This window comes from Arthrobacter sp. B2060, from assembly GCF_059090445.1.
The window spans coordinates 86,696-112,411 of the sequence record NZ_JBNHFR010000010.1; the positions used below are offsets into that span (position 1 = coordinate 86,696).

The 25,716-nt window shown below is 64.4% G+C and carries 22 protein-coding genes; 11 read left to right on the forward strand and 11 right to left on the reverse strand.

Going from position 1 to position 25,716, the window contains the following annotated elements; genetic code table 11:
* Nucleotides 1–563: 563 nt before the first annotated feature.
* Nucleotides 564–2,696, forward strand: a complete 2,133-nt coding sequence (locus AC5RUM_RS16630; RefSeq protein WP_494035969.1) for a GmrSD restriction endonuclease domain-containing protein — start codon at nt 564–566, stop codon at nt 2,694–2,696.
* Nucleotides 2,697–3,070: 374 nt separating this feature from the next.
* On the opposite strand, the gene mmuM is transcribed toward AC5RUM_RS16630, so the two are convergent.
* Nucleotides 3,071–4,039, reverse strand: a complete 969-nt coding sequence (mmuM, locus tag AC5RUM_RS16635) for a homocysteine S-methyltransferase (protein WP_494035970.1) — start codon at nt 4,037–4,039, stop codon at nt 3,071–3,073.
* Between the two features lie 164 nt (nt 4,040–4,203).
* On the opposite strand from mmuM, the gene AC5RUM_RS16640 reads away from it, so the two are divergent.
* Genes AC5RUM_RS16640 through AC5RUM_RS16650 form a run of 3 tightly spaced genes read left to right on the forward strand, consistent with a single transcriptional unit; the run spans nt 4,204 to nt 6,211 of the window.
* Nucleotides 4,204–4,653: a hypothetical protein gene (locus tag AC5RUM_RS16640; RefSeq protein WP_494035971.1), complete on the forward strand. Its 450-nt coding sequence runs from the start codon at nt 4,204–4,206 to the stop codon at nt 4,651–4,653.
* On the forward strand, nt 4,650–5,402 hold the full coding sequence (locus AC5RUM_RS16645) for a cyclase family protein (RefSeq protein ID WP_494035972.1): 753 nt from the start codon (nt 4,650–4,652) through the stop codon (nt 5,400–5,402). The genes AC5RUM_RS16640 and AC5RUM_RS16645 overlap by 4 nt, the downstream gene beginning before the upstream one ends.
* Nucleotides 5,403–5,434: 32 nt before the next feature.
* Nucleotides 5,435–6,211, forward strand: coding sequence for an IclR family transcriptional regulator (locus tag AC5RUM_RS16650; RefSeq protein ID WP_494035973.1), 777 nt, complete (start codon nt 5,435–5,437; stop codon nt 6,209–6,211).
* On the opposite strand, the gene AC5RUM_RS16655 is transcribed toward AC5RUM_RS16650, so the two are convergent.
* Both AC5RUM_RS16655 and AC5RUM_RS16660 read right to left on the reverse strand, forming a co-directional pair.
* A complete protein-coding gene (locus AC5RUM_RS16655; protein WP_494035974.1) occupies nt 6,208–7,008 on the reverse strand; it encodes an IclR family transcriptional regulator in 801 nt (266 codons plus the stop codon). The genes AC5RUM_RS16650 and AC5RUM_RS16655 overlap by 4 nt on opposite strands.
* A gap of 124 nt (nt 7,009–7,132) precedes the next feature.
* A complete protein-coding gene (locus tag AC5RUM_RS16660; protein ID WP_494035975.1) occupies nt 7,133–8,572 on the reverse strand; it encodes an amino acid permease in 1,440 nt (479 codons plus the stop codon).
* 297 nt (nt 8,573–8,869) lie between these two features.
* Here AC5RUM_RS16660 and AC5RUM_RS16665 point away from each other — a divergent pair, with 297 nt between their 5' ends.
* Both AC5RUM_RS16665 and AC5RUM_RS16670 read left to right on the forward strand, forming a co-directional pair.
* Nucleotides 8,870–9,922 (forward strand): homoserine dehydrogenase, encoded by a 1,053-nt coding sequence (locus AC5RUM_RS16665; protein ID WP_494035976.1) that lies wholly within the window; start codon nt 8,870–8,872, stop codon nt 9,920–9,922.
* Nucleotides 9,915–11,327 carry an aldehyde dehydrogenase family protein gene (locus tag AC5RUM_RS16670; RefSeq protein ID WP_494035977.1) on the forward strand — a complete coding sequence of 471 codons (1,413 nt, stop codon included), beginning with the start codon at nt 9,915–9,917 and terminating at the stop codon, nt 11,325–11,327. Before AC5RUM_RS16665 ends, AC5RUM_RS16670 begins: the two co-directional genes overlap by 8 nt.
* On the opposite strand, the gene AC5RUM_RS16675 is transcribed toward AC5RUM_RS16670, so the two are convergent.
* Complete coding sequence (locus tag AC5RUM_RS16675; RefSeq protein ID WP_494035978.1) at nt 11,317–11,799, reverse strand: Lrp/AsnC family transcriptional regulator; 483 nt, start codon at nt 11,797–11,799, stop codon at nt 11,317–11,319. The two genes, AC5RUM_RS16670 and AC5RUM_RS16675, sit on opposite strands and share 11 nt — an antisense overlap.
* A gap of 75 nt (nt 11,800–11,874) precedes the next feature.
* Here AC5RUM_RS16675 and AC5RUM_RS16680 point away from each other — a divergent pair, with 75 nt between their 5' ends.
* Nucleotides 11,875–12,597, forward strand: a complete 723-nt coding sequence (locus tag AC5RUM_RS16680) for an HAD hydrolase-like protein (protein ID WP_494035979.1) — start codon at nt 11,875–11,877, stop codon at nt 12,595–12,597.
* 73 nt (nt 12,598–12,670) lie between these two features.
* Here AC5RUM_RS16680 and AC5RUM_RS16685 read toward each other — a convergent pair whose 3' ends face one another.
* Together AC5RUM_RS16685 and hisC are read right to left on the reverse strand one after the other, a co-directional pair.
* Nucleotides 12,671–14,098, reverse strand: a complete 1,428-nt coding sequence (locus AC5RUM_RS16685; RefSeq protein WP_494035980.1) for an amino acid permease — start codon at nt 14,096–14,098, stop codon at nt 12,671–12,673.
* 42 nt (nt 14,099–14,140) lie between these two features.
* Nucleotides 14,141–15,250 carry a histidinol-phosphate transaminase gene (gene hisC / locus AC5RUM_RS16690; RefSeq protein ID WP_494035981.1) on the reverse strand — a complete coding sequence of 370 codons (1,110 nt, stop codon included), beginning with the start codon at nt 15,248–15,250 and terminating at the stop codon, nt 14,141–14,143.
* 92 nt (nt 15,251–15,342) lie between these two features.
* On the opposite strand from hisC, the gene AC5RUM_RS16695 reads away from it, so the two are divergent.
* From AC5RUM_RS16695 to AC5RUM_RS16710, 4 genes are all read left to right on the forward strand, one after another.
* Nucleotides 15,343–15,846 (forward strand): Lrp/AsnC family transcriptional regulator, encoded by a 504-nt coding sequence (locus AC5RUM_RS16695; protein WP_494035982.1) that lies wholly within the window; start codon nt 15,343–15,345, stop codon nt 15,844–15,846.
* 120 nt (nt 15,847–15,966) lie between these two features.
* The gene (locus AC5RUM_RS16700) at nt 15,967–17,640 is read left to right on the forward strand and encodes a thiamine pyrophosphate-binding protein (RefSeq protein WP_494035983.1); all 1,674 of its coding nucleotides are present in this window, start codon (nt 15,967–15,969) and stop codon (nt 17,638–17,640) included.
* A gap of 43 nt (nt 17,641–17,683) precedes the next feature.
* A complete protein-coding gene (locus AC5RUM_RS16705) occupies nt 17,684–18,580 on the forward strand; it encodes a ketopantoate reductase family protein (RefSeq protein ID WP_494035984.1) in 897 nt (298 codons plus the stop codon).
* A 213-nt stretch (nt 18,581–18,793) separates the two neighbouring features.
* Nucleotides 18,794–19,111: a hypothetical protein gene (locus AC5RUM_RS16710; RefSeq protein ID WP_494035985.1), complete on the forward strand. Its 318-nt coding sequence runs from the start codon at nt 18,794–18,796 to the stop codon at nt 19,109–19,111.
* 106 nt (nt 19,112–19,217) lie between these two features.
* On the opposite strand, the gene AC5RUM_RS16715 is transcribed toward AC5RUM_RS16710, so the two are convergent.
* The 5 genes from AC5RUM_RS16715 to AC5RUM_RS16735 form a co-directional block, all read right to left on the reverse strand.
* Nucleotides 19,218–19,538, reverse strand: a complete 321-nt coding sequence (locus AC5RUM_RS16715) for a GYD domain-containing protein (protein WP_487441379.1) — start codon at nt 19,536–19,538, stop codon at nt 19,218–19,220.
* Nucleotides 19,539–19,724: 186 nt separating this feature from the next.
* Nucleotides 19,725–20,699, reverse strand: a complete 975-nt coding sequence (locus AC5RUM_RS16720) for an NAD-dependent epimerase/dehydratase family protein (RefSeq protein WP_494035986.1) — start codon at nt 20,697–20,699, stop codon at nt 19,725–19,727.
* Nucleotides 20,696–23,392 (reverse strand): alpha/beta fold hydrolase, encoded by a 2,697-nt coding sequence (locus AC5RUM_RS16725; RefSeq protein WP_494035987.1) that lies wholly within the window; start codon nt 23,390–23,392, stop codon nt 20,696–20,698. The genes AC5RUM_RS16720 and AC5RUM_RS16725 overlap by 4 nt, the downstream gene beginning before the upstream one ends.
* Nucleotides 23,386–24,408, reverse strand: a complete 1,023-nt coding sequence (locus tag AC5RUM_RS16730; RefSeq protein WP_494035988.1) for a 3-oxoacyl-ACP synthase III — start codon at nt 24,406–24,408, stop codon at nt 23,386–23,388. The genes AC5RUM_RS16725 and AC5RUM_RS16730 overlap by 7 nt, the downstream gene beginning before the upstream one ends.
* A gap of 427 nt (nt 24,409–24,835) precedes the next feature.
* Complete coding sequence (locus tag AC5RUM_RS16735) at nt 24,836–25,687, reverse strand: hypothetical protein (RefSeq protein WP_494035989.1); 852 nt, start codon at nt 25,685–25,687, stop codon at nt 24,836–24,838.
* Nucleotides 25,688–25,716: the final 29 nt, after the last annotated feature.

Here is a 25,716-nt window from a genome sequence, read left to right on the forward strand (position 1 = left end):
CAATCCTCTCCGGGCGATCGTGCTGAGTGCGAATTGTGCGAACTTTTTCCACGCCTCCTGGGCATGCCCGCATTGAAGAAGAACCACCCTAAGGTCCGGCGTCAATGCTGTGAGGCGATCTAGGACTTTAGAGCCCTCCGTAGCCTGCTGAGCAGTGGGCGGCCTATTGATGTGCCAAGGGTAGACATTCCAGGGCGTAACATCGCGCGCGCTCAGCTTCTCAGCAAAAAGCTCGCATTGCTTGGCAGCTGTTGGGTCGTCATTCTCGATGCATAGCATGCCGCTGCCGCTCTCTTTGTGAGTCTTAGGGCAGGGTCCCGAAGGATGCTGAGGACGCGAGCATATCAACGAATCGACGAAGCGATCAATAGGCTCGACATGGGGGTCGTATCGGTTCGCCCATTGCTTTCCCGTGAAAGTTGCGTTGTTCATCATGAACGGCGCTAAGTTGTCAGGCTTGAGGCACATCTCACGGTTTCGCCGCTAACCTCGAGAGTGCAGGACTTCTATTCCGAAGGCAGAACCGGAAGACGCGCTGAAATTTGATCTGAAGAGAGGTCTCCATGGACACGAATGTTAAGAACCTTCAGGAAGTATTTCAGGCTGGCCAGCGTATCCTCGTGCCGCTCTTTCAACGACCTTACGTGTGGAATGAAGAAAAGCAATGGGCACCATTATGGGAAGACATTGAAAGGCTGGCTGGCAGACTTGCAGCCGAAGGCGATGGCGTTGAACCCCACTTCATGGGCGCAGTCGTCCTGCAAAAGGTCTCAGGAGCCGCAGCGGTTCAAACGCGATCAGTCATTGACGGGCAGCAGCGCCTGACCACGCTCCAATTAATCTTTCATGCGGCGTTCCGCGCTGTCGGTGAGTATGGCATCCAAGAAGCCGAGTATCTCAGAGCTCATTTTCGAAACAGCGAAACTTTCTTAGGGCCGGCTGATAGATACAAATTGACCCCAACGACTCGGGACCAGCAAGAATATCTAGCTATCATCATGGCTGGAGAAGTAGAACCGGCGGCGTCGGTAACAGCTGGTTCACATGGTCTGTTGACGGCAGGGCATTCCTTTTTCTTAGAACAGATTCGCTCCTGGCTTGAGCACGGAAACGCGATCGAACGCGCCAAAATTCTCACGCGGACTCTAATCCACAAACTTACTCTCGTGGCTATCGAGCTAGAGCATAACGAAGACTCCCAGCAAATTTTTGAGACACTAAACGCCCGGGGCACGCCCCTGACCGGAGCCGACCTCATCAAGAACTTCGTCTTTCAGCGGCTGGACCTCGACCAGCAGGAGACTGAATCGATGTATCAGAAGTACTGGGCGCACTTCGAAACCGCCTTCTGGGAAAAGGAAGTAAGCGTCGGACGCGTTGCATCTCCCCGAATCTCAATCTACCTAAGTCAATGGCTCATCTCCCAAACCGGGTCTGAAGTACCAACCGGCGAGGTCTTTCGTAAATTCAAGCAGTTTGCGGACCAAAAGTCGGGCCAGGCGACCCTGGACATGCTTTCTCACATCGACGCGTGCGCGGTGGACTACAGGTCTTGGAACAAAGCAGCGGAGGACAATTCGAGCGATCTGAACCGATTGGAACTCTTTGCCTACAGAACGTCAGTATTGGGAACACAAAGTGCTGGCCCACTCCTCATATGGGCCTTAGACCCTAGGAAGGCCCCGATTCCTGAGGCGCAGCTGACTCGGTTTCTTGTCTCCCTAGAAAGTTGGCTCGTCAGGCGCGGGCTTGTGCGGGCGGGGAATGCGGGCATCGGTCAATTCGTCGCGGCGCTGATCACTCGACTCGAGGATTCCTCGCGTGACTTTGCTGGAGACGTACTCACCGAACTACTTGCGGAATCAAGCGCACCGAATCTGGCATGGCCATCTGACATGGATCTTAAAGCCGAGCTTCTCGAGGCTCCCGTCTACAGGAGATTCAGGAGACCACTCCTGCAGATGGTGCTCGAATCAGTAGAAGATCATTACAGAGGCTATGGGACGTCGAGATCGTCGTTCGCTGAGGGTATGGTCCGCCGAGGAGTGCACTCCATCGAGCACCTGTTGCCGCAAAGCTGGCGACGCAACTGGGGCGTCGGCGACGACGTCCTACGGCAAATGGAACGGGACAAGCACATCCACCGGCTTGGCAACCTGACCTTAGTGGCAGGCGGTTTGAACAGCAGAGTTTCAAACGGCCCGTGGGCCGGGCCCGGTGGCAAGTTAGAAGCACTAAATGAGCACAGCGTTTTGCTTATGAATCAGCAACTTGGGCTGTTAGGCGCAGGCGGGTGGGATGAAGAGTCGATCGACAAAAGGACATCCGCCTTGCTTCAAGACATTTTTAGTATCTGGCCCGTACCCGAGCGAGCCCTTGGCGTGCGCCAGGGCGAGTTTCGGGGAGACGTCATCCATGATGTGTCGGTAGCGGACCTGATAAAGGCAGGCTTGCTCACGGCGGGGCAAGAAATCTACACCCGGGGTACAGGAGCGTCGGAATCAGCCACCATTCTTGCCAACGGCTCCATATTGGTAGGGGGAGTTCCGTTCGAAACGCCGTCTGGCGCGGCGAAACGACTAACAGGACGGGCCACCAATGGTTGGAAGTTCTGGGTGGTAGATCGGGAGCGCGGGATAACACTTGCCACCCTTCGCAGCCATCTGGAGAACTCGCGCGTCGACCCAGGGGAGTAACAGCAGACCTCGCAGACGTTAGACAAAAGCGAAAAAGTTTCTGAAATTTTCAGGAGCGGTAGGTCGGCCATCACCCACCGCTTGGCCGGCCGACCCTAGGCGCTCCGTGCCACGTCCTGTCGGAAATTCTCCATTCCCACTCCGCGGAGGCAAAGCCAAGCTAGGTCTGCAGTAGCCTAAGGCCACCGGCTACGACGGCTGGTACTGCCCGGCGATCTTCTGCGACAAGGTGGCCGAGCTCGACGACGTCCTCGTGGCCTCCACCCTGCCCAGCACCGTCCAGATGCTTCTCGCCTGACGGTTATGGGACTCAGCGATGGCGCGCGGCCGGCTGAGCGGGAATCCTCTGACGTTTCTGTCTGGCGGGCCGGCCGTCAGGGATTTTCTGTCAGCCTGGCCACGGCGGCGATATCCTCCGGGGTGGTTCGGCAGCACCCGCCGAGGAGCCGGGCACCAAGTTCACGCCAGGCGGCGGCTCCTTCGGCCAGGCTTGCGGGCTGCTTGTTACCGGCTCCCCCAGATGTGTCCCCGGACGTAGCCGGCCGCCACTTTTTGGTGACCGCGTCGTAGATTTCGCCGGAATTTGGATACGCGATCAGGGGCGTGTCCGTGGCCGTGCCCAGGGCGCCTAGGGCTGGGGAAACCAGCTCCAGCGGCACACAGTTCACGCCAATGGCCACCACGGACGGCTGCGCCCTGGCGAGCTTTGCCACCTGGGCCAGCGGCGTGCCGTCGCTGATGTGCCCTCCGTCCCGCAGCGTGAAGGAGAGCCAGCCTTCGACGTCGAACTCTTCCATGAGTGCCGTCAGGGCCTCGGCCTCCGGCAAGGACGGCAGCGTCTCACAGGCAAGAATGTCCGCTCCCGCGTCCACCAGCGCGGCAACTCGCGGCCGGTGGAACCCCATGAACTCGTTTCGGCTGAGGAAGTAGTCTCCCCGGTATTCCGACCCGTCGGCCAGGTATGCGCCGTACGGACCGACCGATCCGGCAATCAGCAGGGGGCCTGCACCCGGGTTTTCGGCCAGGTGCTCGCTGCGAGCCTCTTCGGCCAGGCGCACGCTCAGTGCCACCAGCTCCAGCGCCTCTTCTTCGCCAATGCCGCGCCGCGCAAATCCCTGGGGTGTTGCCTGATAGCTCGCCGTGATCGCGACCGCGGCTCCGGCGCGGAAGTAATCGCGGTGCACACGCTTGACGAGCTGCGGCTGTTCCAGGAGGACTTTGGCCGACCACAGGGGGTCGTCCAGATCGCAGCCGTGCGCTTCCAGCTCGGTGGCGAGTGCGCCGTCCAGGGTCAGGTTCGCTCCGGCATCGAGCATGCGGGAGAGCTTGGTGTTACTGGGCATTGTTTGGGCTCCAAGCGGTTCGTTCGTCCATGGCTGTCGGGCACGGTGAATATCCCAAGCACGGTGGTTGTGTTCATAATAAGCATCTTTCAATGCTTGTAATGATCATCACAGCGTGCCACGATGGCAGCAGAGCCCGTTGTGAACCGACCAGGAGACCTCCCTTGAAGATTGAAATGAAACCAGTACGCAAGCTGCGCGTGCATTGGCCCGTAGCTCCCGAAACCTTCTCGCGGCTCGCCAGCGGCGACGCAGACGCATTCAAAGACGAAGCGGGCATTGCGGCTCTGCTCACCGCAGTCGCGGAATCCCCTGACCTCGGGGACTTTGGCAACTACCGGCATGTCTTCGAATCCGGTTTGGGTTTTGAGGGGTTCACCTGCGCTGAAGGCGCCAATCCTACGTTGGGGCAGGTTGGCCAACAGACAATTTCGCCGACCCTGGTCCTGACGACGTATTTCGATGCTGCGCTCGACGACGCTGCCGTGGAACGCTTCCTGCAGCACATCGTGGATATCCACCCCTGGGAAGTGCCGGTCATTGAGCTGACAGGGCCAATCGGCGTTTCCAACACTTCCCTTCCGGCACTCGTCGAAAGCCAGGCCGCGTCATGACTCAAGTCACCACAACCGCCCTTTGGGACGGCCTGCAGACGCTGCTTGCCGGCAAATCATTCACTGACCTGACGCACGCCTTCCACCCCGGCCAGCCGCACTTCCCGGCATTCCCCGACGAAATCAGGGAGCCAGTCTTCGATCTGGAGAAAGGTGACGGTTTCACCGCTCACCGCTACTCGATCATCGGACAATGGGGAACACACGTTGACCCTCCCTCGCATTTCATCTCAGGAGGAAGGACCCTGGACCAGATTCCCGTCGAGGAGATGGTCCTTCCGCTGGTCGTCTTGGACATCACCGACCGCGTCATCGCGAATGCGGACGCCACTCCCAGGATGGAGGACGTCCAGGCCTGGGAACACCGCAATGGTGCCATCCCACCCGGGGCCTTTGTGGCATTGCGGACAGGCTGGAGTGACCGTTGGCCTGACGCTGCCGCCATGGCAAACAGGGACGAACACGGTGTCAGCCACACACCGGGCTGGTCGCAGGAAGTCCTCTCCTTCCTGATTGAGGAGCGGTCGGTTACCGCCGTCGGTCATGAGCAGACGGACACAGACCCGGGACTGGCCACCTCCCGCCAGGATTTCACACTGGAGACCTACGTCCTGGCACAGAACCGGTGGCAGATCGAGCTGATGGCGAACCTGGACGGACTTCCGGAAGCGGGCGCTGCCCTCATAGCCACCTGGCCCAAGCCGCTGCGGGGCAGCGGTTTTCCTGCCCGGGTCTTCGCCATCCATTAGGAGGCATCCCTCCAGTGACTAGAATCGGACCCATGTCTAAGACATCCAGCATGGGCCGGGGAATTATGGCTGTCCTGGCGGTGGGCTCCCGCAACGCGGAAGGCCTGCCCGGCGGAACGGTCGCTGATATAGCAACCGACCTGGGCAAGGACCGCAGCCAGGTAGCGCGCAGCCTGCGGACGGCCCAGCAGGAGGGGTTCCTGGTCCGCAAAGACCACCGGACCTACGCCGTCGATTGGTCGCTCCTGACGGACGCGCAGCTGTTGTCCGAACAGCGCCTGCAGACCGACGGCGCCACCGCCTTGGCAGGCTTGGCCCGTGAGACTGATGAAGGATGCTTCCTTGGAATTCTGAGCGGAGACAGCACCGTCACCATCGGTGAGCATGTTCCGGCAAGTAGCAACATGATCGGTTCATGGCTGGGCCGGCCGTACCCGGCCTACTGCAGCGATGCCGGCCAGGCACTGCTGTGGGAAGCGTCCGACGACGAGGTCCGGACCCTTTTCTCCGGTGTCGCTTTCGTGCGCCATGGCCCCAATACGCCCCTTGACGTGGAGGACTTCCTGTCGCGGCTGCGCGCGGCCCGGGCGCGGGGATACTCCATCGTCGACGAGGAAGCCGAGCCGGGGCTGTATTCCCTGGCCGTTCCGATTCGGGACTTCAAGGGCGACGTGGTGGCAGCGCTGCAGGTCGTAGGCGCCAAGACCCGCCTGCAGCCGAGGTTGGAGGCCTGCGCCTCGGCTCTCGTGTCCCGGGGAAGGTGGCTTGAGTCCGTGCTGGGTCAGGTCCCGCCGCAGAACGTGCCTTAGCTGGCAAGACCCTTCCGGCCGGCACTGTTTCGCGTGCCGCCCTGGCCGGAGCCCAGCCGTTGGGCTGCTTCCCACAGGGCCTTTGCAATGCCGTCTGCGCCGGACATGATCTCGGCCCGGCTGCCCAGGACGCTGAGCGCTGCAGGAACGGAACCGTCGGCGGCGCGGACCGGAACCGCCAGTTCGTAGACTCCATGCTCGAACTCTTCCTCCGCGACGATAAAGCCCCGCGCCCGGTCCCGGTCCATTAGTTCGACGACTTCCTGCGGCGAATGGGCCGCCCCCGGACCGCCCACGCCAATGAAGTTGACGTCCGCAAGGAGGGACTCAACGGCTGGCTGCTCCTCGTCCCACAGCAGGGCCCGGCCGGACCCGGTGCACCACACGGGTGTCACCATGCCGGGTTTCACGAAGCCGCCGGGAACTGCGTCATTGCTGGAGGTCCGCAGGAGAATGACGCGGAAGCCCTCCCGGACGGAAAGTCTGGATCTCAGGCCGAACGAGGCCACCAAAGCCTCAAGTTCGGTTCTTGATTCGCGGACCCAGCCGGTATTCAACGCGGCAGCCAGGCCAAAAAAACGTGGACCGGTCCGGAATGGCCCGCGTTCGACTCGTTCCAGCAGCCCCAGCTCGCACAGTTCCTGAGTCAACCGGGAGACACGGCTTTGGTCCATCTCCAGCTCGGATGCGATCTGGGAAACGCCGAGCAGCCGCCTTCCCCGCTTCTCCCGGTCTGCGACCAGCCGGACTATCCGAAGGCCTTGGGCCATGGATGACGCTTCCGAGGAAGAATCCATGCTCCGTGCTCCTTCCGCCTGATGACTACGCCTATTCTCACATGTCCTTGCAGAACGCCGAGCCTGGTGGCGGGGGCGAAAGCCTCCCGCCACCAAGCTCCGTGGACGATAGTTGATGACGGCGTCAGGCGGGCTGGTGTGCGCGCGCCTTGCGTCCGTACTTGAAGTAAAAGAAGGCATAGCAGGCGCCAACGAAAGTGAATCCGAAATAGAGCGCTGCCACCTGGTTCGGGTCATAGGCAATGCCGATGAGCGAGACGACACAGAGCGAGAAGGCCAGGATCGGCACCAGCGGGAACAGCGGGGCCTTGTAGGGAAGCGCAGAGACATCACCGCCGTTCTTGACGAAGGATCTCCGGTGGAAGAAATGCGATGCGGTGATGGACATCCAGACCCCGACGACGGCGAAACCCGCCACCGAGACGAGAGCCAGATATACCGTTTCAGGTGCAACGACACTGCTGATGAGGGATGCCAGGCCACCGAGCATGCTCACGGAGAGTGCAGTCATGGGAATGCCGCGCCGGGTCAGTTTCTTCAGCGCCCGGGGCGCGTGCCCCTCGTCGGCAAGGGAGTAAAGCATCCGCGCGCAGGAGAAGAGGCCGCTGTTACCGGCTGAAAGGAGCGCGGTGATGACGACGAAGTTCATGATGTCGGCGGCATAAGGAATGCCGATGGATGAGAAGACCGTCACGAACGGGCTTTCATCCAGCCCGACCTGCTCGAAGGGGATGGTGGCGGCAATGACAGCGATTGCCCCGACGAAGAAGATCAGCAGACGGATGACCGTGCTGCGCATCGCTTTGGGGATGTTGGTGGCAGGGTCAGCGGTTTCGCCCGCCGCCACACCGATGAGCTCTGAACCCGAGAAGGCGTAGAACACCGCAAGCGCAGTGACCAGGACACCGGTGAAGCCGTTGGGGAAGAGACCGCCGGAAGTGCTGAAGTTTTCAAACATGCTGGGATGGTTGGCCGCCTCGCTGAGCGGGTGGAAGCCGAACAGCGCCGCGCCGCCGAAAACGATGAGAACCACGATGGCGCCGACCTTGACGATGGCAAACCAGAATTCGGATTCGCCGAAGAATTTCGAAGACACCGCATTGAAGCCGAAGAGGACCGAGGCGAAGATCAGGCACCAGATCCAGACGTCGACACCCGGGAACCAGCGCTGCATCAGGAGACCGGAAGCCGTGAACTCCGATCCGATGGCCACCGCCCAGCAGAGCCAGTAGAGCCAGGCCGTGGTGAACCCGGTGGCCGGCCCGATCGACCTCGCCGCGTAGATATGGAAGGCCCCTGAGACCGGATAAGCGATGGCAAGTTCACCGAGGCAGGCCATCACCAGGTACACAACAAAGGCGCCAATGAGATACGCGATGACCGCCCCGAGCGGCCCGGCCTGGGAAATGGTGTACCCCGAGCTCAGGAAAAGCCCGGAGCCGATCACCCCGCCCATGGCGATCATGACCAGATGCCGTGCCCCCATGGACCGCCGGAGCCCCGAATCGGTCGATGGCGGAATGGTTGGCTGCGGTTCCAGCTGGACAGGTAATGACGATTCCATGGTTTCTCCCAGGTGAGTGGCAGGTGTGATGCGAAGGATGCGCACGTGGCCTGGCGTGGGTCACGCCGACTCGGGCTGCGCAGTAGCGACAGTGATGAAAGTAACACGAAATCGCAGTTTTGGTCTTTAAAAACATCTGCACATGTCTATGTTGAACGTAGGTTACGTTTCGGCGTCCATGACGAATCGGCAGGCGGATGGTCAGTTCGCCCTGCTTTTCGGTCACAATCACATGCGCTGACGGACATGGAATGCGGTCAGCATTGGAGGACCGATGTAACTGACTGAAGGAGCACCATGACCACCTACGACATTGCGCTGATCGGCTTCGGCGGCGTCAACAGGATGCTGGCCGAACTGATCGCGACGCGTGGTGAGAGACTTCGTTCCGAACTGGGCTTCGGCCTGCGGATCGTGGCCATCACCGACCTGCGTCTCGGATCCCTGGTCCAGCCCGAAGGCGTGGACCTCTCCATTGCCCTCAAACTGGGCGGCGACAATGAAACGTTTGCAGCCCACGGCGGATCTGCCGACACCAACAACGAATCCGTGATCCGCAACTGCACAGCGGACATTATCTGCGAGGCCACCTTCACTAATCCCGAAGACGGCGAGCCGGCAGTTTCACATGTGCGCTGGGCACTCGAATCCGGCAAGAGCGTCTGCACCACCAATAAGGGCCCGGTTGCCCTCCGCGGCGCCGAACTGAGCTCCCTCGCCGAGCAGAACGGCGTGCACTTCGAGTTCGAGGGCGCCGTCATGAGCGGCACTCCCGTCATCCGCCTGGCCAAGAAGATGTTTGCGGGGCTGAAACTGAACGGATTTGAAGGCATTCTCAACGGCACCAGCAACTATGTGCTCGGGCGGATGGAAGCCGGCCTGGACTTCGGCGCGGCCATCCGGGAGGCCCAGGAACTCGGCTATGCCGAAGCAAACCCCGCAGCCGACATCGAGGGCTACGACGTTCAGCTCAAGGTCCTCATCCTCGCCAACGAACTGCTGAACGCCGGCATAGAGCTCAAGGACGTTCATCGGCAGGGGATTTCCACCGTGACGCCGGAAGATATTCGGAAGGCAGCCCGCGAGGGGCGCCGCTGGAAGCTCGTCGGCGCGGCACGGCGGAATCCGGACGGGTCCGTGACCGCAGGCGTTTCACCAGTGGCGCTCCCCCTTGATCATGGGCTGGCCGGGGTTGCTGGGGCGACCAATGCTGTGTCCCTCGAGACCGATCTTCTGGGCGCCGTCACCATCTCCGGACCGGGAGCCGGGCGCGTGGAGACCGCCTACGCGCTGCTCTCTGACATCATCGCCATGCACGCAGCCAGGACGGAGGTATCCGCAAATGCCTGAATCCACAGTCTGTTCGGCAGAAACCGCGCTGCCACAATTCCGCGACGTGACGAGCCCCTACGACGGCAGCATGGTCGGCGCGGTTTCGCTGACCGATGCCACCGCCGGCAAGGCCGTGATCGAAACGGCGCGCGTCGGCGCCCGGAAGGCACGGGCCCTGTCCCGCGCCGCACGCGGGAAGATCCTGGACGGCGCCGCAACGGAGATCGAGCAGCGCAGCGAGGAGTTCGCGCTAACGATAGTGTCCGAGGCCGGGAAGACGATCCGCCAGGCACGGAAAGAAGTGCTGCGCGCGGTCAACACGCTCCGCCTGTCCGCTGCCGAAGCGCGCCGGAACGCAGGCGAAGTCATCCCCTTCGACTCCTATGAAGGCTCAGAGGACCGCACCGGGTGGTACTCGCGCGAACCATTGGGCATCATTGCCGCGATCGCCCCGTTTAACGACCCCCTCAACCTGGTGGCGCACAAGGTCGGCCCGGCAATCGCCGGGGGAAACGCCGTGATTCTCAAACCCTCTGTGCTGACGCCGCTGTCAGCCCAGCTGCTCGCCGACGCCCTCGTGAGCTCGGGGCTCCCGCCGGAGGCCCTCACGATTGTCAACGGCGGCCGGGAGGTGGCCGAAACAATCATCAGGTCCCGGGACGTACGAATGGTGTCCTTTACCGGGGGGTTCTCCACGGGTGAGAGCATCGCCCGCACGGCGGGCCTGAAGAAGCTGTCCATGGATCTCGGCGGAAACGCACCCGTGATCGTCCTGGACGATGCCGACATTGAAAAGGCGGTGGAATCCTGCGTCTCAGGAGCATTTTGGGCCGCCGGCCAGAACTGTGTGGGGGTGCAGCGGATTCTCATAGCCGCCCCGATGTACGGCGCGTTCCGCCGGCGCTTCCTGGAGGCGGCGGCCAGGCTGGTTGTTGGAGATCCTTCAGATGAACGGACGGACGTCGGGCCCATGATCAGCCCGGCTGCCCTGCATGAGCTCCAAACCAAGCTGGACGAGGCCCTCGGCGCCGGCGCGGTCCTTCTCTCAGGCAATGTCACGGACGGCAACGTGCTTCACCCGACCGTCCTGGAAGCGGTCCCGACGGACAGCCGGCTGTGGAAGCAGGAGGTTTTCGGGCCCGTGGTCATGCTCCGCCAGTTCAGCACGTTCGACGAGGCCATCGAAGTCGCCAACGCCATCGAGTTCAGTCTTCATGCGGGCATCTTCACCGACTCCCTGGCCAGTGCCATGGACGCGGCCCAACAGCTCGAAGCAGGCGGCGTCATGATCAACGACTCCTCTGATTACCGCTTCGACGGCATGCCGTTCGGCGGGGCCAAGTACGGAAGCATGGGCAGGGAGGGCGTCCATTTCGCGTATGAGGAGATGACCCAGCCAAAGGTCATCTGCATCAGGAACTGACCGAACCGGAGGTGGCGCGGGCACCTCCGGGGCCCCGCCTGATGTAACTGGACAGCGTCATGGCCGTCACCGTGTCCGTGACGCCGGGAATGGCCGCAATCTGCTCCCAGATCTCCTGAACCCTCTCCAGCGACCGGGCCTCGACCCTCACCAGCAGATCAAAGTCACCGCTCACAACATCACACAAAACCACTTCAGGAATGGACCGCAGTACGGTGATGACGTCCGCCCCCCGCACCCGGTCCTTCCTGTAAACCATCAGGAAGGCGGACACCGGCCCCTGCCCTGGCGGGCCGGCAACGATCGTGTACCCCTGGATATACCCTTGCCGTTCCATCCGTTCGATCCGTTGGCGCACGGCATTCCTCGACAGCAGGACTTTGGTCGCCAGCTCCGCGTGGCTCATCCGAGCGTTCTTCGTTAGCTCCGCAAGAATCCTCTGGTCTATCTGATCAAGACTCACTCGATCCATGCCCACCCTTCACACCAAAATTTTCCCCGGCGTACCCAGAACCGAACCAGCTCCACGACCGAAAGCACTCGAAAAATGACACTTCTGCAGCAAGACCGTCCACCTCTCACCGGCATTAGCTGCGTCCTGTTCGACATGGACGGGACGCTGCTGGATTCAGCACCCGGCGTTACGGCAAGTGCTGCCCGAGCCCTGGCAGCCGTAGGCGCGCCAGTCCCCGCGATGGACAAACTGCGCAAATTCGTCGGCCCGCCGATGATCGAGTCCTTCAGAACAGTCTCACAGTTGGACGAGATAACCGCCCAAAGGGCCCTCCAACACTACCGCAAGGCATACGCCGACCACGGCGCTGAACAGTCCAGCCCATACGACGGGATCATCGAACTGCTTGACCATCTGCACTTGGCCGGCATTCCGATGGCTGTGGCCACATCCAAGGTGGAAGATCAAGCGGTAAGCCTCGCACGAAGATTTGGCATCGAAGGCCACTTCATCAACATCTGCGGGGCGTCCGACCGCGATGGAAGAGCGAGCAAGGCAGAGGTCGTCGCCGAATTGCTGCTCCGCCTTCAATCCGAAGGCGTAGACATCTCCAGTCCCGTAATGATTGGAGACCGGAGCTACGACATCGCCGGAGCCGCCCAACACGGCATCCCGACAATATTCGCGGACTGGGGCTACGGGGACGCGGGCGAAGCGTCGCAGGCGGCCGCCGTTGTCTCCTCGCCTGCAGCCCTGCTGCCACTGATCGTGGCCAACCGCTGTAGGGATACAAGAAGCTCTCCCGCCAGGCCGTGACCGGACGGGAGAGCTTCTGACCCTGGCGACGCGAATAGTCAGGATCTCCGGGGGCCGGAAGTTGCCCCAGGCTTCAGTCGATGAGCACCGGAGGCTCGGCGCGCTCCGAAGACTCGACGCGACCCGGGGCGGCATTGGCAGAGCGCTTCATTGACCGGTGGTGCAGCCAGTTCGCCACTGCCAGGAGCGCCACGAGCGCGAAAGTGCTCAGGAGCTGGGGGCGGGAGTCTTCGCCGATAAAGCCCACTGTGAAGATCGCCGCGAGGATGACCAGACCAACCACCGTGAGCCACGGGAATCCGGCCATCCGGAGGGGAAGCGCCGTTCCCTCGCGGTCGGCGCGGAGGCGCAGCGCGAGCTGGGCCAGGAGCGCGGAGGTCCACACCAGCAGGCACGTCGAGCCCACGATGTTGAGCAGAACGGGAAGGACCGTCTCGGGAAAGGCCAGCTCCAGCACGACCGTGACAACGCCGAAGGCGACGCTGGCCAGGACTGCGACGACAGGAACCTGCGCCTTGGACACGGAAGCGAGGAGACGTGGCGCTTCACCCCGCTCAGCGAGGGAGAACGCCATCCGCGAGGCGCCGTAGAGGTTGGCGTTGAGGGCCGACAGCAGTGCGGCGACGGCCACCAGCGTGATGGCGGTGGCTGCGCCGGGCATGCCCGCGGCCTCCAACACGGCGGCGAACGGGCTCTTCAGCCCGGCCGAACCCACGGGAACCACCGCGGCGATAACGAAGATCGCACCGATGTAGAAGACCAGGATGCGCCACAGCACCGTCCGGACCGCTTTCTTCACGCTGCGGGCCGGCTCCGCGGTCTCAGCTGCCGCCACGGAGACGATCTCGGTGCCGCCGAACGCGAATGCCACCACGAAGAGTGCCGTGGCGATCCCGGCGAAGCCGTCGGGCGCGAAGCCGTCGCCGCTGAAGTTGGCCAGGCCCGGCGACTGCACGCCCGGCAGCCAGCCGAAGAGCAGGGCAGCCCCCACCAGGAGGAACCCGACGATTGCTGCCACCTTGAGCAGGGCGAACCAGAACTCGAACTCGCCGAAGTTCTTCACACTGGTGAGGTTTACCGCGGTGAGCACCACGATGAACACGAAGGCCATCAGCCACACCGGCAAAGCGGGGAAGATGGTGGACAGCAGGCCTGCCGCACCGAGCGCTTCGGCCGCGATGACCACCACGAGCTGCAGCCACCACAGCCAGCCCACCGTGGCACCGGCCACCGGCCCGTAGGCCTTGGCGGTATAGACGGAGAAGGCACCGCTGTCCGGATTGGCGGCGGCCATCTCGCCGAGGGCCCACATCACCAGGATGATGAGGGTGCCGGCCACGAGGTAGGAGATCAGCACGGCCGGGCCGGCAGCCTGGATGCCGGCGCCGGAGCCGATGAACAGGCCCGCGCCGATGGCGCTTCCGAGCCCCATCATGGTGAGCTGGCGGGGTTTGAGTGCGGCGCCCAGTGCGCGGCCAGACGTCATTGTCTGTTGTTCCATGGGGAGTCCTCTGGTTGTAGGTGGAACGGATTGAATTTCAGGTCAGTCGATTGTTGAGGCCGCGTGCGCTTCCAAAAGCCGGAGCACACGATCGTTGGAGGCGGGGTCCGCAACGGTGATCCGCACGCCGTCGCCCTGGTACGCCCGGACCAGGATGCCCGCGCGGTCAAACGCGTCCACCAGCCTCGCCTGGAGGCGCTCATCCGCACGGATCCACAGGAAGTTGCCCTGGCTCGGCTGCAACTTCCAGCCCTGCGCTTCCAGCTGCGCGGCCATCCGTGTGCGCTCCTGCCTGACGGCGGTCACCCGCGCTTCCATCTCCTCCCCCGCGTCCAGCGACGCGATGGCCGCCTTCTGGGCCAGCGCGCTCACTGAAAAGGGAAGGGCAGTCCGGCGCAGCCCCTCCGCGATGGCCGGCGCCGCCACGGCGTAGCCCACGCGCAGGCCCGCCAGTCCGTAGGCTTTGGAGAAGGTCCGCAGGATGCAGACGTTCGGGTACCTGCGGTAGAGCGCCAGGGAATCGGGGCCGCTGCCGGCTTCGGCGTATTCCACGTAGGCCTCGTCGATCACCACGAGGATGTCGGAGCGGACGGATTGCAGGAAGGCCTCGATCCGTTCATGGCTGATCGGCACGCCGGTCGGGTTGTTGGGGGTGCAGAGCAAGATGACCTTCGTGCGGCCGGTGACGGCCGCGGCCATGGCGCCGAGGTCGTGGCCCTCAGCCTCATCCAGCGGGATGCGGACCGGCCGGGCGCCTGCCAGCTCCACCAGGATGGGGTAGGCCTCGAAGGAGCGCCACGCGAAGATGACTTCATCCCCGGCGTCGCACAGGCCGGTGATGATCTGCTGGAGGACGCCGACGCTGCCGGGCCCCACCGTCACCTCTCCGGCCGTGACGCCGAGGTGGCGGGCAAGCCGTTCGCGGAGTTCGACGGCGGCACTGTCCGGGTAGCGGTTCATGGTACCGGCCGCGGCGGCCACGGCAGCGGTCGCCGCGGGAAGTGGTTCGTAGTGGCTTTCGTTGCTGGCGAGGGCTGCGATGTCCGTGCCGGCACTGCGCCGGCCCGGGACATAAGGGGGGAGGCCGGCCACCGCGCCGCGAAGAGTGGGGACCGCGGTGTCCGGAGCGGTCAGGAGCTGATCACTGGTCATGAGCACCGATCATGATTGTGACCCGGCGCACATGCAAGATACCCTCAACCCATTGGGACTTCTGCTCAACTTCGACTGTCTGTGGTGAAAATATGACCATTCAGAACCCCCGCACCGTGGATTCCCTCGACGGCAGGATCATCCTGGCCCTCGACAAGGACCCGGAAGCCAGCGCGCTGGCACTCTCGCGGACGCTCGGCGTCGCACGGAACACGGTCCACGCCCGGCTGGCACGGCTCGAGCGCAGCGGCGCCCTCCGCTCCTTCAGCCGGAGGCTGGATCCCGCCGCGCTTGGCTATGACCTCATGGCCTTCCTCTCGCTGTCCATCAGCCAGACCCGGACAGGTGCGGTGGAAGACGGGCTCGCCGCGATCCCGGAGGTCATCGAAGTGCACGCCACTACCGGGGACGCGGACCTCATGGCCAAGGTGGTGGCACGCAGCACGGCCGACCTCTACCGCATCACCAACCAGATCCTGGAAATCGAGGGGATCCAGCGGACCAGCACGGCCATTTCCGTACTGGAACTCATGCCGCCCCGCTACGACGGCCTGCTGAGCCGGCTCTCCGAGCAGGAAACCCGCCCTTCCCACTAAGCGCGGGTGACCCACGCCACATGTGGGCAAATTTTCAGTTTCAACGGCATATCCCTGCCAAATATCCCAATCAAACTCGACTCTCTTGCCTATCTGGGGACCAGGCCAGAAGATTCCTGCATGACTTCACTTACCGTCTCCGGCCGCGTGGCGCAGGTTCTCAGCAGCTATCTCAGCGACGTCTTCGGTGTGATGGGCAACGGCAACGTCTACTTCCTGGACGCCGCGGAAAAGCTGGGCCTCCGCTTCTCCCCCGTCCGCCATGAAGGCGCCGCCATCGCCGCGGCCGACGCGTACTACCGCACGTCGGGACGCCTCGCCGCGGGCACCACCACCTACGGCCCCGGCTACACCAACGCACTCACCGCCCTCGCCGAAGCGGTCCAGGCGCAAATCCCGGTCGTGCTGGTCACCGGGGACGCTCCGAGCAGCGGCGCCCGGCCCTGGGACGTGGACCAGGCGGCAATCGCCGCAGGCCTCGGCGCGGCGACCTTCACCGTCACCCGCGACGCCGCGGGCTCCATCACGCAGCAGGCGGTGGAATACGCGCTCACCAAGCGGACCGCCGTCGTGATTGCCATTCCCTACGACCTCGCGGCCCTCGAGGCTGCGGACGAGGAACTTCCGGTGCCGTCGGCACCTCAGGTGACGGACGACGTCGACGGCGGCCTTGGTCAGGTAGCCCGGCTGCTCGCCGGGGCGAAGCGGCCGCTGATCCTCGCCGGCCGCGGCGCGCATCTCGCCGGCGCCGGCCCGGAACTCCAGGAGCTCGCCGACCGCCTGGGCGCGCTGACCGCCGGAACCACCTTGGCGCTCAACCTCCTCCAGGGCGAGGGATACCTCGGCGTCGCGGGCGGGTTCGGCACGGACACCGCAGCCGCGCTCATGGGTGAGGCCGATGTGGTCCTCGTGGCCGGGGCAAGCCTGAGCCCCTTCACCATGCGGTTCGGGCACCTGCTCGGCCCGGACAGCACCGTTATCCAGATCGACGCCGCCCTGCAGCCGACGCACCCCCGGGTGGATACGTTCGTCAGCGGGGACGTGAAGTCCGCGGCCAGAAGCATCCTGCGGATGCTGGATGGCCCGGCCTCGCCGTACGCCAGCCGCACAGAAGCCTGGCGCGCGGAAGCCCGCAAACGCCTGGCCGAAGGACCGGCGCACCACCCGGGCTCCGCCGAGACGCTTGACGGACGGCTGGACCCGCGCTTCCTTGCCAGGGCACTGGATGACATGCTGCCGGAGCGCCGCACGGTGGTCCAGGACGGAGGGCATTTCCTCGGCTGGGCACCCATGTACTGGCACATCCCGCGGCCCCAGGACCTGGTCATGGTGGGAACCGCCTACCAGACCATCGGGCTGGGCCTTGCCAGCGCCGTCGGGGCAGCCCGCGCCGTGGAGGACGGCCGCACCCTGGTGCTGGCCTCCGGCGACGGCGGTTTCCTGATGGGCCTGTCCGATCTCGAATCGCTCATTGGGGCGGCGGGCAGCGCCGTCGTCGTGATCTACAACGATGCCGCCTACGGAGCCGAAATCCACCAGTACGGTTCCCAGGGCCTGACCGAGAAGCCCATGCTGATCCCCGAGGTGGATTTCAGCGGCATCGCCCGCGCGCTGGGTGCCGAGTCGGCGGTCATCCGCTCCCTGGCGGACCTTGCCGCGCTTCAGGAGTGGATCGACGCCGGCGCCAAGGGAACCTTCGTGGCCGACTGCCGGATCACGTCAAGCGTCCGGGCGCCGTGGATGAGCGAGTGGATGAAGGCCAAGCAGGAGGCGAAGGCGGCCGTGGCGGGCTGACGGCGGCACGTATGGTCCTGCCTGCCTGACGTAGCATGAATCCATGCGGATACTCGTCGTCGGAGCCGGAGCCACAGGCGGGGCGTTCGGTACGCTCCTGCAGGAAGCGGGACGGGACGTCACCTATCTGGTGCGGCCGCGAAAGCAGGAGGTCCTTCGCCGCGACGGGTTGCGCTTCATCTCCCCCACTGCTGACCGGACGCACCCGGTGAAAACCATCACGGCCCCGGACGGGTCAGAGGCCTTCGATCTGATCCTCGTCACTGTCAAAGCTACCGCGTTCGACGGCGTCCTCGGCGAGCTTGGCGCTTTCGTCGGGCCTGGAACCAGCATCGTTCCCATCCTCAACGGCATGGCCCACGTGGACCGGCTTGAGCAGCTGTATCCGGGCCAGGTGCTCGGCGGCCTGGCGCGGATCGTCGCCACGCTCGACGGCGATGTGGTCCGCCAGCAGGTGCCCCTCACTTCCCTCACGGTGGGCGGGCTGAACGGAAACCCCGTACCTCCGGAGATTTCTGAGGCTCTGGAAGTGCCCGGCGTCGACTTCTCGGTAGCCGACGACATACTGGGCGCACTGTGGGATAAATGGGCATTTATCGCTGCCGCGGGGATCATCAATTGCCTGTTCCGGGCGCCGGTGGGAAGGATCCTCGAGGCCGGCGGGCAGTCCAGGATCCTGGAGGCCATCAGTGAAACGGAAGCGGTGGCGGCCGCGGCAGGACATCCCGTTGCCGACGCCGCTCATGCACAAGCGGTCGGAATCCTCACTGAGCCGGGATCGGCCTTCACGTCCTCCCTGTACCGGGACCTCAGCGCAGGACTGCCGTCGGAAGCCGAGCACATCCTCGGCGACCTCGCACGCAGGGCCCGGGACCTCAACGTCCCTACACCCCTGCTGGACCTCACTCTCATACAGATCAGGGCCAGCCTCCCGATCTGAACCACCGACTTGCGGGACAGGTCTCTTAACTGGTCCAAATCGGCCGTCATAACGCCTCCACAATGAGGTAAGTCACTCAATCACATCAGAACCGCCCTGTCCGCCCCAGACCTTAAAGGTAACGCCATTGATTGGGCATTTCTCCCCTTTGCACCGCCCGCCGTGGGGACTAGCGTGATCTGCATCAGTGTCCACCGCCGTCGAGGAGCCGTCATGGCCGGGTTTGTGCAGATCATCGAATTCAAGACCTCCCGCATCAACGAGATCGAAGAGCTGGGCCGTCCCTCAAGAACCGAGGGAAGCACTCTGCCCACGTTCCGCCGCATTGTTGCCACGGCGGACAGGGACCACCCAGGAACCTATTTCACCATCGTCGACTTCGATTCCTTTGACTCCGCGATGGAGAATTCCGGCCGGCCGGAAACGTCGGAGTTCGCTGCCAAGATGGCGGCACTGTGCGACGGACCCGTGATCTTCCACAATCTGGATGTCATGTGGGAGGACAACGGAAATGGTACGGGTGACGGCTAGAAGCAGGACGTGGCCTCTGTAAGTCCCGTTCGCGAGCGGGCCGCCGTCGCAATTTACGACGGCGGCCCGCCGGTAGGCTGCCAAACTCCCCTAATGTCCCGGGCGCCTATTGTCCCGGGGCCCGGTAGGAGGGCGTCTTCTTGGCTGCTTCGTCGAGGTCTTCCACCGTCAGGAGCGGCTTCAGGCGGACGTTGACGTTCCCCGTGGAATTGATTAGCAGCGACAGTGCTGCAGCACTGGCATCGTCCGGCGCCTCAAAAACGCCAAGAACGTCGTAGTAACCAAAAGCGTAGTAGAAGCTCTCCAGCGATCCTCCTACGGAGCTGAGGGCCTCCTTCAGAGCCTCGCGCCGCTTGGTGCCGCCTTCCTGCATGAGCCCCTTGATCCCATCGCCCACGTAGTTCGCTTCAAACAGATACTTCGGCATGGCCTTTCCCTTCCCACATTTCCATTCAGTCCGGTGCCGCACATCCGAAATGAGCGCCGTTATTAATGCCCGGCACCACGTCACGCACCGGGAATAGTGCTCCACGGCCATCTGGGGCCACCCGAATGACCTCGGTAACGGAGAAAGTATTCCTCCGGCTGGGGGTAGTCAATATGCGCCGGATACCTAAGACCCCGACCTATAGTGTTCGGCCAGCCTCGCCAATCCCTCATCAATCAGGACGGCGGGCGTCCAGTTGAGGAGTTCCCGGGTCTCGCGCTGGTCGAACCAGTGGGCGGTGGAGAGCTGCTCGGCGAGGAACCAGGTCATCGGCGGCTCCTCATCCCGCGCCGCCCAGGTCCAGAGCCTCTCCACTACCGCCCCCGCCGCCCGCGCCACCCAACCGGGCACGCACCACGAGGGCGCGGGGACACCTCCCGCGGCGCAGATGCCTGCCAGCAGCTCCCCCACCGGCCGCGGCTCGCCGTTACTCACCACCAAGGCCATGCCGTGCACGTGTTCCATGCGGTGCAGCGCGGCGACGATGGCCGCGGCGGCGTTGTCCACGTAGGTGGTGTCGATCAGGGCCGCACCGGCGTCGAGCAGCGGCAGGCGGTTACGGCTGGCGCGGGCCAGGACCCGTTCCACCAGTTGGGTGTCGCCGGGGCCCCAGACGATGTGGGGCCGAACGGCTGCGACCCGGAATTCCGGAGCGTCGGCTGCGAGCGCCAACAGTTCAGCCTCGGCCTTGGTGCGTGAGTAGTCGCCGTGCGCGCGCTCCGGGTCAGCCGGCTCTGCGCCAAGCCCGGCGATGGCGGCACCGGAGTTGGCCACAGACGGGGAGGACACATACACCACGTCCCGGACTCCGGCCGCACGGGCGCGATCCAGCAGGCGGCGGGTTCCTTCAACATTCACCTCATCGAACTCCGCGGCGCGGCCCATGAAGGAAACCTTTGCTGCCAGGTGGACGATTCCTTCTGCGCCTTCGACTGCTCTCCGTAGCGCTTCAGCGTCCGTGACTGACCCGCAGAAGTCCGTGGCGCCGTCGACCCCTGACGGACGGCGCTGGAAGGTGGCTACGTCATGGCCCTGGCGCACCAGCAGCCGGGCAACTTCTCCCCCGAGCAGCCCGCTTGCTCCGGTGACGAGGACCCTCATGGCTTTCCTAACCGACCGCCGGCCAGCACCCGCGTAGCCCAGCGGGACAGCCGGCTCCTGTCGATCTTGGCGTTGTGCCGGATGTCGGTGGGCTGTGCGGGGACCTCGAGCACAGCGGATACCTGGACGCCGGCCTCAAGCGCTGCCCTGCGGACACTCCCGGCGAGCTGCGGCGCAGCAGGGCCAGCTTTCCGCGCGGCCGGGACGGTCTCGACGACGGCGACCACGGCCTGGGTGCCCGCCGGTCCGACGCCGGCGATCGCCGCAAGCCGGACGGCGTCCAGGCGTTCGATGGCCTGCTCCGCGCCCACGGACGTCACCACAGCACCAGGCGCCGTGACCACATGGGCGAGGCGTCCCTCCACCCACAGCCGGCCGGCGCCGTCGAAGTGCCCCACATCGCCCGTGCGGTGCCATCCGGGCACGCTGCTGCTTTCCCGCTGGACCAGCCAGAGCCTGTCATACGCTTCCTTGACGTGCGGGGCGCTAACCATGATCTCACCGGTTATTCCGGGCTCCGTCACGGGACAGGAACCGGGCGCAGTGCCATCGGCCGCCAGCGGCACGACGGCCACCCGGGCGCCATGCACCGGCCACCCCACGCACACGCCATTGCCTGCTCCCAGTACAGTGCCGGCGGCAGCACCGGCGTCGGCGGCCTGGATCTGTCCCAAGCTAATGTCGGTAACCGGCAGCGCCTCAGTCATCCCGTACGGGGTATGCAGCGCGGCCCGGGGCAGCAGCCGCTGCACCTCTGCCAGCAGCGGTTCCGGGACGGGCGCGCCGGCAGAGAGCAGCAACCCGATGCCGTCCAAAGCTTTACGCCCTGCTTGGTCCAGGTCATCGCGGGTGGCAAGGACGTTGCGCAACGCGGCCGGCGAGGCGAAGACCACCGTGGCGTCGATCGCCGCGGCGGCGCCGGCGAGCGCGCACGCGGTCAGGGTGCGGGGCGCGGTGACGTCCATGGCCGGCGTCACGGACACTGCTCCGAGTGCCGGTCCCAGCAGGGCGAACGGTGCAAAACCGGCCACCAGTCGTGCACCGGGACGGATTTCGAAGGTTGCGGCCACCGTGTCCCGCATCGCGGCAAGCTGCCGGTGGGCATAGAGCACGCCTTTGGCGGGGCCGGTCGAGCCCGAGGTGAAGAGTACGGCGGCCGGGGCGTCCGGATCCACGCTGTCCCCCGGCTGCGATGAACCGCGGCCGGCACCGGTATGCGCCAGCGCGTCGAGAGAGACTTCGACGCCCAGCATCCGACGGCGGGCGGCCGGGAGCTCCCGCACACTGATCCGACGTCCAGGCCAGCCGAGCACTGAGGCGGCCGCGAGCGCCTTGTCGATTCCGATCAGGAAATCGGGGGTGGCGCCTTTCACGGCGCGGCTGAGGCCCTTGGTTCCCAGTCCGGCGTCGGCCACCACCACCACGGCGCCCAGCCGGAGGCAGGCGTAGAGGGCGACGGTCAGGTCCACCCCCGGCGGAACCATCAGGCTGACCCGGCTGCCGCTGTCCACGCCGGCTTCCCGCAGCCCCGCGGCCAGGTCCAGGATGTTCCGGTCCAGCTGCTGCCAGCTGAGCGAGCGGGCCACCGTGCCGTCCGGCGCCATTTCCGCGACGGCGGTGTCCGCTCCCGCGAGCCCTGCCGCCTGCTTGCCGAGCAGGTCCCACAGGGGCCGGAATTCCGCCTGCTCCGGCTCAGCTGCATGGTCCAGCCGCTGACCGCCGGGCGTCATGGCGTCCGCTTCCGCGGATGAGTTTTCGCGGGCGCCAACGTTTTCGGCGAGCCACTGGAAGACCGGCGCGGCAATGTTCCGGTCTTCCGCCACAAGATGGCCGGCACCTTCAAAGCGGTGCACATCGGCGTGCGGAAACCTCGTGATGAGGTCCTTGAGGTACCGGTCCGAAAAAACGGGATCCCGTGGGCCCCAGAGCATCAACGCCGGGACCTTCAACCCGCGCAGCCTTTCCGCGACGCCGGTGAGCGCGGGAAAACTCGGGTGGGAGGCATCCACGGGGATGTCCGCCACAAAGTTTCCTACTCCAGCGCGGCGGTGGGCTTCGCGGTAGGGAGCCATGTAAGCCTTGCGGACGTCGGCGGGCAGCGGCGGGTGGGCGAGCGAGTGCGTCACCCGAAGAAACGCGTCCGTCGTCGTCGTTCCCCAACCGTGGACGGCGGGGTGCAGGGCAAGCCGCAGGGCCGGCGGGATTGCCGAATCGGAGGGTTGGTGGACGGCCGTGTTGGTCAGCACCACCCCGGCGAGGTGCTGCGGGTGCGCCAGGGCCCAGCCCAGGCTGATCACGCCACCCCAGTCGTGGCCCGCTGTCACCACAGGCCCGTCCAGGCCGAGAGCGTCGGTCAAGTCACCCAGGTCGTTGATGCGGTCGGCCAGGCGCCGGAAGGTGCCGGTGCGCTCCGAGTAGCCCATGTCCAGTTGGTCCACCGCCACAACGCGCCACGGGTGGGCGGCATCTGCTCCGGCTGCCAGCAGCGTCCGCCACAGGTACGACCAGGTGGGGTTGCCGTGCACGCACAGCAGGGTACCGGCCGGAGCCAGACCCAGGCGGGAGAGCTGGGCCCCGTTGTCCAGCAGGTGCCAACGGCGGACCGTGCCCGGCGCATCGGCGTCCGATGTGGAGGCGATTTCAATGGTGCGCGACCATTCCGGGTCCACGCCAGGCCAGTCTGCGGTTACCAAAGAATCTCCAGCATGGCGGTATTCAACCCGGATCCGACGCCCATGCACAGGACCCGGTCCCCCGGTTCAAGGGATTGGGCCTCGGCGGCGAGGGTCATGGGGAGGGAGGCCGGGCCCACGTTGCCCCAGTGAGGGAACGTGATGGGCACCTTCGCGGGGTCCAGGTTGATGGCGTCGATAATCGCCTGCGTGTAGGCATTGCTCACCTGGTGGGTGACGTAGCGGTCCATGGCGGTCCAGTCCCACTCCGGCCGGGCTTCATGCCAGGCGTCGACGACGAGCTGGAGGCCGCCGTCGAGCAGTCCTTTCGTGTCGGTGGTCATGCCGTCAAGGCCGCCCACGCACAATTCATGGTGTTCGGTGCCGGCGCGCATCACCCCGCCGGCGATCCGGTGAGCACCGGGATGCTTGTCCGCGGGACCCAGGACGGCGGCAGCAGCTCCCGACCCCAGGGTGAGCGTGGCGAACTCCCGGTTGAAGTCCTCCCGCGTAGTCTCGGGCCGCTGGAGGCGGGCCAGCGTGGCCTCCTGGGTGGCCTCGGCATCCTCGGCGTTGACGATCACCGCGTACCTGATCTGCCCCGAGTCGATCATGCTGGCCGCCAGGGTCAGGCCGTTCACGAACCCCAGGCAGGCGTTGGCCAAGTCGAAGTTCATGGCCGACGACGGCAGGCCGAGTCCGTGATGGATCTTTACCGCGACGGACGGTTCAAGGTTCCGCCGCGTCACCGAGGTGTTGATCAGCAGGCCGACGTCGGACGCTTCGACGCCGGCCTCGGCCAGGGCTTTGGCGCCAACCTCGGTGGCCGCATCATCAAAAGAGGTCCCGGCCGCCCACCAGCGGCGATGCGTGACGCCGGCAACACGCTCAAGCAGCCCGGGCGGGAAGTTCAGCCGCTGCAGGGTCGAAGCCAGCCTGCAGTCGAAATCCGTAGAACTCACGATCCTGGGAGCCTCGACACTGCTGACCGAGAGCAGCGCGGTGTTGCTATGCCGGAAGGTTGCATTCCCTGCCAATGAAAGCCCCTGTTCGTTTCCGTCCTACATCGTTGCGGTGACTTTACCCACAAGCGCACGATCCTGTTGGGAAGTACCGCAACAACCCAGACGTACACCCCGTGTCAGACCTGACCCCGCCGTTGGTCGACTGACCGAATCGCCATTGGTAAGCATGCTTAGAATATAGTTGCATCGACAGGCGAGCCCATATGTGACGAAACCCGGGCATGATCTAAGACGGTCATCTACAATTCCGATACGGGTAAAAGCGTTCTGCTTCTCAGCAACTGGACAGTTACGGGGATCGACCGACCTGGCACCAAGCAGTCCGTCAATAAGGCTGTTGTCGTTCATGTGACGAAGTAGCCGTTACTCCCCCAACGTGGGCGGTCGTCGCGAATGTATGGCGCGGGGTTGGCAACCGGCCTACACGTGTGCCCCGCGCCTAAACCGTGATGACGAACGACACCGCTGCGACGAAGGCCGGAAGGGCTAGGAGGACGGTCAGTGTAAGGAACGCCTTGCCAGCCCAAAGATATCTGGGAGACACGGTCCTATTTTGCCTACCCGCAGCCACGCGTGGCCACGCCAGGACGAGCAAAGCGCCCAGCACGATCAGGACTGTCGCCGGCGGAAAGATGATGGTCGTCAGCAACGGCAGGTAGGCCGGAACCGTCCGACGCGTGAACAGTGGCAGCCGCTGGCTGTACCACCCAGCCACAGCTACCACGATTGCCCCGATCAGAACGGCGAGAAGGGTGAAGAGCAGCACGGACAGCCAGCCCGGGCGGATGAACGTGAAGTCGACATTGCTGGTTCTGAACGGTTCAACACCCGCCCCGAATACAACGATTCCCAGGAGTCCTGCCAACGGACCCGAGAATCTACCGGACGGGAGCCAGCGGTGGATGGTGAGATAAATCATCGACGCTACAAACGCCGTCGGCATTCCACCGAACAGCAGCAGCGCCAGAGTGCCGTCCAAGGTAACGAACCCCACATTTGCCTGGGCCTCTGTTAGGCGGCCCTGCGCCGAACCAGGGGAAGTCGCCGCCAGGATCCGCATGAGAAGACGGCCACCAGGCCATGCCATGAGCAAGCCGGTGATCAAGGCCGTAAAGCACCAAAGATTGGCCCACCAGAAGTACCGGCGAATTGCAGCAGCCGTAGCGGTTCGACGTTCCCGGTTTGGCCCGCCGCCGGCTGGCGGTTGGATCGCCGTGCCGCCCCAGCGGACGATAAGCCATATGCCTGCCAGAAACAGCAGTACCGAACCCGCGATGATCGCAATAGTCATCGGACGCCGCTTGGTGCCATCGCCACATC